This window comes from Variovorax sp. MPBD4-3, assembly GCF_058809745.1.
On sequence record NZ_JBXASW010000108.1, the window covers coordinates 1 to 9,898 of the forward strand.

The window sequence follows — 9,898 nt, forward strand, 5'->3', positions numbered from 1 at the left end:
GGGAAGGAGCAAGACAACTCGAATCGGCTTTCTCCCTCCCCTTCCGGGGGAGGGCAGGGGTGGGGGCACGCGGCGTACCCAATGGGCGCTCTACCCGCCCCCATCCCGGCCTTCCCCCAGCGGGGGAAGGAGCAAGGCAACTGCGCTGGCTGCAGGCACTGCTGGTGCTTTGGCTGCTCCTTTGCGGCAGCCTCGCCCTCGCCACCCAGCGCGCCTTGCTCGTCGGCGTCTCCGAACTCGTCAACCAGCCGCAGGCCCTGTGGCTGCAGGCGCCGCGCAACGACGTGATGCTCATGCGCGACGCGCTGCTCAGGCAGGGCTTCGGTGCGGCCGACATCACCGTGCTGGCGGACGGCGTGAGCGGCGCCGCCTTGCCCGACTCGCAGGCCATTCACGATGCGCTCGCGCGGCTGCTCGCGCAGTCGAGGAGCGGCGACTTTGTGTTGCTGTATTTCTCCGGCCACGGCACCCGCCTGCGCGACGTGGCCAAGCGCTACCAGGAGCCCGACGGCCTGTCCGAGAACTTCCTCGCGCGCGACGTGCGCGGCACGCTCGGCAGCGACAGCACGTTGACCGGCGACCTGCGCGATGCCGACTTCGACGGCTGGATCCAGGCCTTCCTCGCGAAGAACGTCTTCATCGCCTCGGTGTTCGACACCTGCGCCGCCAACTCGATGACGCGCGGCACCGCCGATGCGCCGGCCACGGCCGAAGGCCCGGCCGACGACGAGGTGCGCTGGCGCGGCCTGCGCGCGACGCAGCTTGCGGGGGGCAATGCGCCCGTGCGCTCCGGCATGGCCGCACCCGCTCCGGCCGACGCCGTGCCGCGTGCCCGCTATGTCGCCTTCTTCGCGTCCGAGAGCCACCAGATCACGCCCGAACTGCGCCTGCCCCGCAAGGCGCGCAACGCCCGCGATTCACGCGATGCCCGGCCGCAGGGCCTGCTGACCTGGGCCCTGGTGGAGGCGCTGTCGCGCAAGCCCGCCACATGGCGCGAACTGTTCGACGGGGTGCTCGCGCTCTATCCACCGGTCATCGATGAACTCGCGCAGCGCTTTCCCACGCGCGAGCTGCCGTCGCCGGTGGCCGAAGGCAACCTCGATGCGCCGCTGTTCGCCAACAGCGGCGCGCCCGCATCCACGCGGCCCGTGTGGCGCGCGCAGCGCACCGGCGACAGCCTGGCCCTGAAGGCGGGCCTGCTCGACGGCCTCGTGCCGCAGCAGGAGGTGCGCGTGCTCGCGACGCTCGAGGACGGCACCGTGCGCGGCGCACCCGCAACGCTTGCGCAGGTCGCGCCCGGCGTCGCGGGGCTTGCCGTGCCCTCGGCGCTGAAGGATGTGTCGGGCGCGGCCTTCTGGAGCGTCACGCCGGTCGGCGAACCGGCCGCGACCGCCCTGCGCGTGCGCGCCGACAAGCCCTTGCCCGCCGGCCTGAGCCTGGACTACCCCGCCGCGATCCGCCTGGCCGACGATGCTTCGCCCGCCGACGTGCGCTGGACCGACCTCGGCCCCTCGGGCCAGCGCATCGAACTGCTGGCACCGCTGTTCGGCGCCACGCTCTCCACCGTCGTGCTGCCCGACACCGCCGCGCTGCGCCGCCGCCTGCAGTCGCTGGCGCAGCTCAAGTGGCTTGCCCGGCTGCAGGACTACGGCAAGGACGGCCGGCTCGACGGCTTCGACGCCGCGCTCGAAATCTGGAGCGGCGAGCGGCTGCTGCGCAGCGCGTCCGTTGACGAGGCCTCGGGTGCGCTGCCCGCGCTGCGCCCCGGCGAGCGCCTGCGGCTGAACGTGCGCAACACCAGCGGCCGTTCGATCGACCTGGTCGTCGCCGGCATCGACGGCCGCGGCAACCTGCAGCCGGTGTACCCCGACGCCTCGGGCGAGACCAACCGCTTCAAGCGCGGCACGCCGGAGCAGCCCTCGGCCCGCCGCTTCGACCTGCCCTGGCTCGATGCGCCGGGCGACGCGCGCCTGCTCGTCATGGCCGTGCCCGCCGCGCCCTACAGCGCGCCGCGCCTGTTCGGCGTGGCATCGGCGCAGGCGGAACTGTCGGAAGTGCGCGTGCGCGGCGGCCAGCCGCCGGCCGGCACCGGTGAGCGCGAGCGGCAGGTGTTCGCGGCCCTGCTGCGCAGGAACGGCGGCGCGCCCGCCGACGGAGCCCGGCCGTGACGCCGGTTCGAATTTTTTTCCTAAGCACCCGGAGGTGACATGGCATTTGCAGAAGACGGCTCCTGGAGCCCTGAAGACGCCCGGCGGTTCTACGAACTGATCGGCACCGGCTCGGCCGACACCGACCTGGTCATGATGATCGAGAACAAGGGCGCGGCGGTCGAGGGCGAACTCGAGCGCGCCTTCGACGACGGCAAGGCGCGGCTGAACATCGGCGGCTACTACTGGTCGGTGCAGGTGCCCGAGTCCTCGGCGCAGAACCAGGTGGTGCCCAACAACCTGATCGTCGCGCGCCGCAGCGACGCGGCCACCGCCACCATCGCGAGCCTGCTGCGCGCGCAGGAGAAAGACCTGAAGGTCGTCATCAGCGTCTTCAAGTCCGGCGGCGACCAGCGCTCGACCGAGGCGCAGGCCACCTTCGAACTGGCGCTGGAGAACGCGCGCATCTGCCGGCTGGTGCTGAACTCCGGCGCGCAGTGGGGCGTGCCCTCGGAGCTGATCTCCATCAGCTACCGCACGGCCAAGGTCAAGTCGGCGCCGCAGAAGACCACCGGCGCGCGCGGCGCGGTGCGCGAATGCCAGTTCACGCGCGCCTGAGCGCGCACACGCCACAGGAGCCGCATACATGACGACCGCCGCCGAACTCATCAAGGCCGCAGACCCCGCGGCCGCCCTCAAGGCCCTGAGCGACGACGTGCGCGCCAGGCCCGCCGACAGCAAGCACCGCGTGTTCATGGCGCAGCTGCTGTGCGTGCTGGGCCAGTGGGAGCGCGCGCTGAACCAGCTCACCGTGGCCGCCGAACTCGACGCGCTGGCCGTGCCCATGAAGCAGGTCTACGGCGACGCCGTGCGCTGCGAAGGGCTGCGCGCAGACGTGTTCGCGGGCAAGCGCACGCCGATGATCTTCGGCCAGCCCGACGAATGGCTGGCGCTTCTCATCGAGTCGCTGCTGCGGCAGGGCCGCGGCGAAAGCGATCTGGCCGAGGACCTGCGCCAGCGCGCCTTCGACGGCGCGCCCGCCATCGGCGGCACCATCGACGGCACGCCCTTCGAATGGCTGGCCGACGCCGACATGCGACTGGGCCCGGTGCTCGAAGCCTTCGTCAACGGCAAGTACTACTGGGTTCCGTATGCGCGCCTTGCGCACATCAGGATCGAGCCTCCAGAAGACCTGCGCGACTGCGTATGGATGCCCGCGCACCTGCAGTTCGAGAACGGCGGCGAAACGCTCGCGCTGATTCCCACGCGCTACGAAGGCACCGAGAAGACCGAGGACGGCGAGCTGCTTCTCGCGCGCAAGACCGAGTGGCGCGAACTGCGGCCCGAGGTGTGGGCCGGCCACGGCCAGCGCGTGCTGGGCAGCAGCGACGGCAGCGAGCGTGCGCTGATGGACGTGCGCGAAATCCTCTTCACGCCGGCTGCCGGCCAAGGCGACGCCGATGGCTGAGCTCACCGCGCAGGAGCGGCTGCAGCCCTCGCTGCTCGACCGCCTCGTCGACCATGCGCCCGACGAGAAGAAGGAGAGCGACGAGAAGCGCACCCTCACCAAGCAGGCGCTGCGACAGGCCGTGCTGCGCGACCTGGGCTGGCTCTTCAACGCCACCGGCTACGGCCTCTCGATGGACGACAGGCAGTACCCGAACGCGGCGCGCTCGGTCATCAATTACGGATTGCCTATGCTGTCTGGCCAGTTCACCTCGTCGGTGCAGCGTGTCAGCATGGAACAGGCTTTGAAGAACGCAATCCTGCAGTTCGAGCCGCGCATTTTGTCCCGCACTCTCGAAGTTGAACTCGTCATGGAAGGCCCCGCACTGGACTCCCACAACAGCATCGGCCTGCAGATACGCGGCATGCTGTGGGCACAGCCCGTACCGCTGGAGTTCCTGATGCGAAGCCGCGTCGACCTGGAAGAAGGACGCATCGAGATAGTGGACATGGCGCAAAACCCAAGGTAAGTCCGCACATGGACCCTCGGCTGCTGAGCCTGTACGAACAGGAGCTGCGCTACTTCCGCGAGAGCGCCTCGGAGTTCGCGCGCGCATTCCCGAAGATCGCGCACCGCCTGGGCATCGAGGGGCAGGAGGTGGCCGACCCGTACGTGGAGCGGCTCATCGAGGCCACCGCATTCCTGTCGGCGCGCGTGGGGCTGAAGCTCGATGCCGAGTACCCGCGCTTCACCGGCCACCTGCTCGACATCGTCTATCCGCACTTTCTTGCGCCCACGCCGGCGATGGTGGTCGTGTCTTTCGTGCCCGACCCCGACGATGCGAACCTTGCGAACGGCCCCACATTGCCGCGCGGCAGCGGGCTGCGTGCGCGGCAGGCCGTGGGGCAGAACACGCACTGCGAGTTCCGCACCGCGAGCGCGCTGCGCGTGTGGCCGGTGGAGGTGCAGCGTGCGCAGTACTTCACCTATGCGCCCGACCTGCCGCTGAACACGCATCCGCAGTCGCGCGCCATTCGCGGCGGCCTGCGCATCGCGCTGCATGCGACGGCGGGGCTCCGCTTCGACCAGATCGCGCTCGACGAACTGGTGCTGCATTTCAGCGGCGCGGAAGACGTGGCCTGGCAACTGCACGAATGCGCGCTGGGCCAGCCGGTCGGCGTGCTGGTGCGACCGCTGTCGCCGTCCGGTGCGTTGCAGGGCACGGCGCACAGCCTGCCGGCCAGCGCCATCGGCGCGGTCGGCTTCGAGGAAGACGAGGCACTGCTGCCCGTCACGGCCACCGGCTTTTCGGGCTTTCGGCTGCTGCAGGAGTACTTTGCGTTTCCGCAGCGCTTCCAGTTCGCGCGCATCGGCGGCCTGAAGGACGTGCTGGCCGCGATGCCGGTGGCCGACGTGGAAATCGTGCTGCTGTTCTCGCGCGGCGATGCGGCGCTGGAGAAGCTGGTGAGCGCCGACAACGTGCAGCTGCACTGCGTGCCCGCCATCAACCTGTTCACCAAGCGGCTCGACCGCGTGGCCCTGAACGAGGGCGTGAGCCAGTTCCACCTGGTGCCCGACCGCACGCGGCCGCAGGACTTCGAGGTGCACACCGTCATCGAAGTCATCGGCCACGGCGCGCCGGGCGCCGAAGCCGTGGCGGCCGAGCAGCCTTTCAGGCCGTTCTACTCGGCCTTCCACGGCAGCCGGCTCAGCCACCCCGCCTACTTCACGACCACGCGCGAGCCGCGCATGCTGTCGGTGCGGCAGCGCACCGAAGGCAACCGCAGCAGCCACATCGGCTCCGAGGTCTACATGCAGATCGTCGATCCGCAGCAGGCGCCGTATTCGGCCGCGCTGCGCCAGCTTGCGGTGACGGCGCTGTGCACCAACCGCGACCTGCCCCTGCTGATGCCGCTGGGCCGCGACAACGACTTCGACTGCGTCGATTCATTTCCCGTGCAGCGCGTGCGCATGGTGCGCGGACCCTCGCGGCCGGTGTCGCCGGTGGTGAGCCAGGGGCTGGGCTGGCGCGTGGTCGACCACCTTGCGATCAACTACCTGTCGCTGTCCGACAGCACGCCCGAGCAGGGCGCCGCCGCGCTGCGCGAAACGCTGATGCTCTATGCGGTGCATGCCGACGAGATGCGCCAGGGCCAGGTGCGCGGGCTGCTGTCGGTCAAGAGCAAGCCGGTGGCACGGCGCCTGCCGCTGAAGGGGCCGATCGCCTTCGGCCGCGGGCTGGAGGTGACGCTCGAGGTCGACAAGGACGCCTTCCACGGCCACAGCGTGTTCCTGTTCGGCGCCGTGCTCGCGCGCTTTCTGGCGCGCCATGTGGAGGTCAATCATTTCGTCGAGACCGTGCTGCGCATTGCGGGCAAGGGCGAGACCATGCGCTGGAGGCCGCTGTGCGGGACGCGACAGATCCTGTGAGCACGCGCGTCGATGCCGCGCTGCGCGAGTGGTCGGCCGAGCCGTGGGCCTTCGACTACTTCGCCGTGATGCGCCGGCTGGAGTCGGTTGCGAAGACCACGCCGCGCTGGGGCCGTGCATTGCTGCCGGGCGCGGAGCCGGTGCGCGTGGGGCAGGAGCCGTCGCTGTCGTTCGCGCCGGCGAGCTTCAGCCGCTTCGAGCCCGCGACCGCGCATTCGCCGCCGCGACTGCGCCAGCAGTTCTTCGGCTACATCGGGCCCAACGGTCCGCTGCCGGTGCACCTGAGCGACTTCATCCGCGAACGCAGCCTGAACCACGGCGACCCGACGTGGCTGGCGTTTCTCGACAGCTTTTCGCACCGCTTCTCGCTGCACTTCTATCGCGCATGGGCGCAGTCGCGGCCCGCCGTGGCGCTGGACCGCCCGGGCGAAGACCGCTTCCGGCTGCAGGTGGGCGCGCTGGTCGGCATCGGCACGCCGGGGCGCGTGGGGCGCGACGCGATTCATGACGACGCGCGGCTGCACTTCTCTGGCTGGCTTGCGCGGCGCGTGCACAACGTGGAGAGCGTGGAGTCGGTGCTGTGCAGCTACTTCGGCGTGCCGGTGAAGCTGGAGCGCTGGGTCGGCCACTGGATGAGCCTGCCGGCCGGAGAGCTCACGCGGCTGGGGCAGGGCGAGAGCTCGCGCTCGATGGGCATGGGCGCGATGCTGGGTACCCGCGCGTGGGACCGGCAGCATCGCGTGCGCCTGCACCTGGGCCCGCTCACGCTGGCGCAGTACCGCATGTTCCTGCCGACCGGCGATGCGCGGCCGGTGCTGCAGCGCTGGATGCAGCAACTGCTCGGCGACGAGCTCGAGTGGGACGCCGAACTGGTGCTCGAGAAGCAGCAGGTGCCACCCACGCGGCTGGGCGGCGCCAAGGGCAACAGCCCGCGCCTGGGCTGGGTGTCGTGGCTCGGGCAGTCGGCCCGTTCAAGGAATGCGGCGGACGTGCGCATCGGCAGCAGCCAGCGCGTCTTTCAATAAACCCATCTTCATTCGTTCAGAAGATATACGGAGTTCCCCATGAGTGAAATCAGCCGCACCGCGCTTTTCGGCAAGCTCAATTCGCTGGCCTACAAGGCCATCGAAGGCGCCACCGTGTTCTGCAAGATGCGCGGCAACCCGTACGTGGAGCTGGAGCACTGGTTCGCGCAGCTGCTGCAGGCGCAGGACTCCGACCTGCACCGCGTGATCCAGCACTACGGCCTGGACGTGTCGGTGATCGCCAAGGACATGACGGCCGCGCTCGACCGCCTGCCGCGCGGCGCCACCGCCATCAGCGATTTCTCCCCGCACATCGAGAACGCCATCGAGCGCGCGTGGACCTATGCCACCCTGCAGTTCGGCGAGGCGCAGGTGCGCACCGGCTACCTGCTGGTGGGCATGCTCAAGACGCAGAGCCTGCGCAATCCGCTGTTCGGCCTGTCGAAGCAGTTCGAGAAAGTGAAGGTCGAGGACCTGGCCGACAACTTCGCGAAGATCTGCGACGCATCGCCCGAGGCGCAGATGCGCGCGCAGGACGGCACCGGCATGGGCAGCGGCGCGCCGGGCGAAGATTCCGGCGCGATGGCCCCGGCCGCCATGGGCAAGGGCGACGCGCTGAAGAAGTTCGCGGTCGACCTCACCGAGAAGGCCAAGAAGGGCGAGATGGACCCGGTGACGGGCCGCGACGAAGAGATCCGCCAGATCGTCGACATCCTCATGCGCCGGCGCCAGAACAACCCGCTGCTCACCGGCGAGGCCGGCGTGGGCAAGACGGCGGTGGTCGAAGGCTTCGCGCAGCGCCTGGCGCGCGGCGACGTGCCGCCGCAGCTGAAGGACGTGAAGCTGCTCACGCTCGACATCGGCCTGCTGCAGGCCGGCGCGAGCATGAAGGGCGAGTTCGAGCAGCGGCTGCGCCAAGTGATCGACGAGGTGCAGAGCTCGCCCACGCCCATCATCCTGTTCATCGACGAGATCCACACGCTTGTGGGTGCCGGCGGTGCGGCCGGCACCGGCGATGCGGCCAACCTGCTGAAGCCCGCACTGGCGCGCGGCAACCTGCGCACCATCGGCGCCACCACCTGGGCCGAGTACAAGAAGTACATCGAGAAAGACCCGGCACTCACGCGGCGCTTCCAGGTGGTGCAGGTGCCCGAGCCCGACGAGACCAAGGCCATCCTCATGTTGCGCGGCGTGGCCAGCGTGCTGGAGAAGCATCACCGCGTGCAGCTGCTCGACGAAGCCATCGAGGCGGCGGTGAAGCTGAGCCACCGCTACATTCCCGCGCGCCAGTTGCCCGACAAGGCCGTGAGCCTGCTCGACACCGCCTGCGCGCGCGTGGCGGTGTCGCAGCACGCGACGCCGCCCGAGGTGGAAGACTGCATGCGCCGCATCGAGGGGCTCACGGTCGAGCAGGAAATCATCGGCCGCGAAGAGGCCATCGGCATCGATGTGACGAAGCGGGCGGCGCAGGTTGCCGCGCTGCTGGCCGAGTCGAAGGTGCAGCTCGATGCGCTGAACGCGCGCTGGCAGGAGGAGAAGGGGCTGGTCGATCGGCTGCTGGAGTTGCGTGCGAAGCTGCGGGCGGGCAACAAGCCGGTGGATGCGCCGGGTGCCGGGGGTGAAGACCGGGCGGCGCTGCTGGCGGAGCTGCACGAACTGCAAGCCAGGATTCAGGCGGTGCAGGGCGAGTCGCCGCTCATCCTGCCTTCGGTCGACGAACAGGCCGTGGCCTCCGTCGTGGCGGACTGGACCGGCATTCCCGTCGGCCGCATGGTCAAGAACGAAGTCGAGGCGGTGCTCAAGCTCGCCGACACGCTCAACCAGCGCGTGATCGGCCAGAAGCACGGGCTGGAGATGATCGCGCGCCGCATCCAGACCTCGCGCGCGCGGCTGGACAACCCGCAGAAGCCCATCGGCGTGTTCATGCTCTGCGGCACCTCCGGCGTGGGCAAGACCGAGACCGCGCTGGCGCTGGCCGAGGCGCTGTACGGCGGCGAGCAGAACATCATCACCATCAACATGAGCGAGTTCCAGGAGGCGCACACCGTCTCCACGCTCAAGGGCGCGCCGCCGGGCTACGTGGGCTACGGCGAGGGCGGCATCCTGACCGAGGCGGTGCGCCGCCGGCCCTACAGCGTGGTGCTGCTCGACGAGGTGGAGAAGGCCCACCCCGACGTGCACGAGATCTTCTTCCAGGTGTTCGACAAGGGCTGGATGGAAGACGGCGAGGGCCGCATGATCGATTTCAAGAACACCATCATCCTGCTGACCACCAACGCGGGCAGCGAGCTGGTGATGAGCATGTGCCGCGACCCTGAGCTGCTGCCCGACTCCAACGCGCTGGCCGATGCGCTGAAGGCGCCGCTGATGAAGGTGTTTCCGCCCGCGCTGCTGGGGCGCATCGTCACCATTCCCTATTACCCGCTGTCGCCGGACATGATGAAGAAGATCGTGCGGCTGCAGCTGGGCCGCATCAAGAAGCGCGTGGAAGCCAACCACGGCGTGCCCTTCGACTACAGCGACGCGGTGGTCGACCAGGTGGTGGCGCGTTGCCAGGACCCGGAGTCGGGCGGGCGGGTGATCGACGCGATCCTCACCAACACCGTTCTGCCGACGATCTCCGTGGAGTACCTGCAGCGGCTGGCTTCGGGTGGCGAGATCCGGCGGGTGGCGCTGGATGTGAAGGACGCTGACTTCACTTATGCCTTTGACTGAAATGACTGTCTGCTTTTCGGCTTCGGGTGTTGGTTGTTCGGGGCGCGCTCACGCCGGCGGGGTACCTTGCTCCGCGAATGTCCTCCGGCCTGCGGCCTCCCCCTTTATTTCGCTGCGCAAGGCACCCCGCCGTC

7 protein-coding genes are annotated in these 9,898 nt (G+C 69.5%); all 7 read left to right on the plus strand.

From position 1 onward, the window contains the following. Positions 1-164 precede the first annotated feature (164 nt). From AC1RVW_RS30200 to tssH, 7 genes are read left to right on the plus strand one after another with little or no spacing between them, the layout of a single operon-like run. Positions 165-2,168 (plus strand): caspase family protein, encoded by a 2,004-nt coding sequence (locus AC1RVW_RS30200; protein ID WP_493204391.1) that lies wholly within the window; start codon positions 165-167, stop codon positions 2,166-2,168. A 39-nt stretch (positions 2,169-2,207) separates the two neighbouring features. Next, positions 2,208-2,765, plus strand: a complete 558-nt coding sequence (locus tag AC1RVW_RS30205; protein WP_081271176.1) for a type VI secretion system tube protein Hcp — start codon at positions 2,208-2,210, stop codon at positions 2,763-2,765. A gap of 28 nt (positions 2,766-2,793) precedes the next feature. Continuing rightward, positions 2,794-3,615, plus strand: coding sequence for a type VI secretion system accessory protein TagJ (locus AC1RVW_RS30210; protein WP_081271175.1), 822 nt, complete (start codon positions 2,794-2,796; stop codon positions 3,613-3,615). Then, complete coding sequence (gene tssE / locus AC1RVW_RS30215) at positions 3,608-4,123, plus strand: type VI secretion system baseplate subunit TssE (RefSeq protein WP_409194760.1); 516 nt, start codon at positions 3,608-3,610, stop codon at positions 4,121-4,123. Before AC1RVW_RS30210 ends, tssE begins: the two co-directional genes overlap by 8 nt. Before the next feature lie 8 nt (positions 4,124-4,131). Next, a complete protein-coding gene (gene tssF, locus AC1RVW_RS30220; protein WP_493204394.1) occupies positions 4,132-6,024 on the plus strand; it encodes a type VI secretion system baseplate subunit TssF in 1,893 nt (630 codons plus the stop codon). After that, positions 6,021-7,049, plus strand: a complete 1,029-nt coding sequence (gene tssG / locus AC1RVW_RS30225; RefSeq protein WP_493204396.1) for a type VI secretion system baseplate subunit TssG — start codon at positions 6,021-6,023, stop codon at positions 7,047-7,049. Before tssF ends, tssG begins: the two co-directional genes overlap by 4 nt. 39 nt (positions 7,050-7,088) lie before the next feature. Continuing rightward, positions 7,089-9,764, plus strand: coding sequence for a type VI secretion system ATPase TssH (gene tssH, locus AC1RVW_RS30230; RefSeq protein ID WP_081271171.1), 2,676 nt, complete (start codon positions 7,089-7,091; stop codon positions 9,762-9,764). The last annotated feature ends 134 nt before the right edge of the window (positions 9,765-9,898 follow it).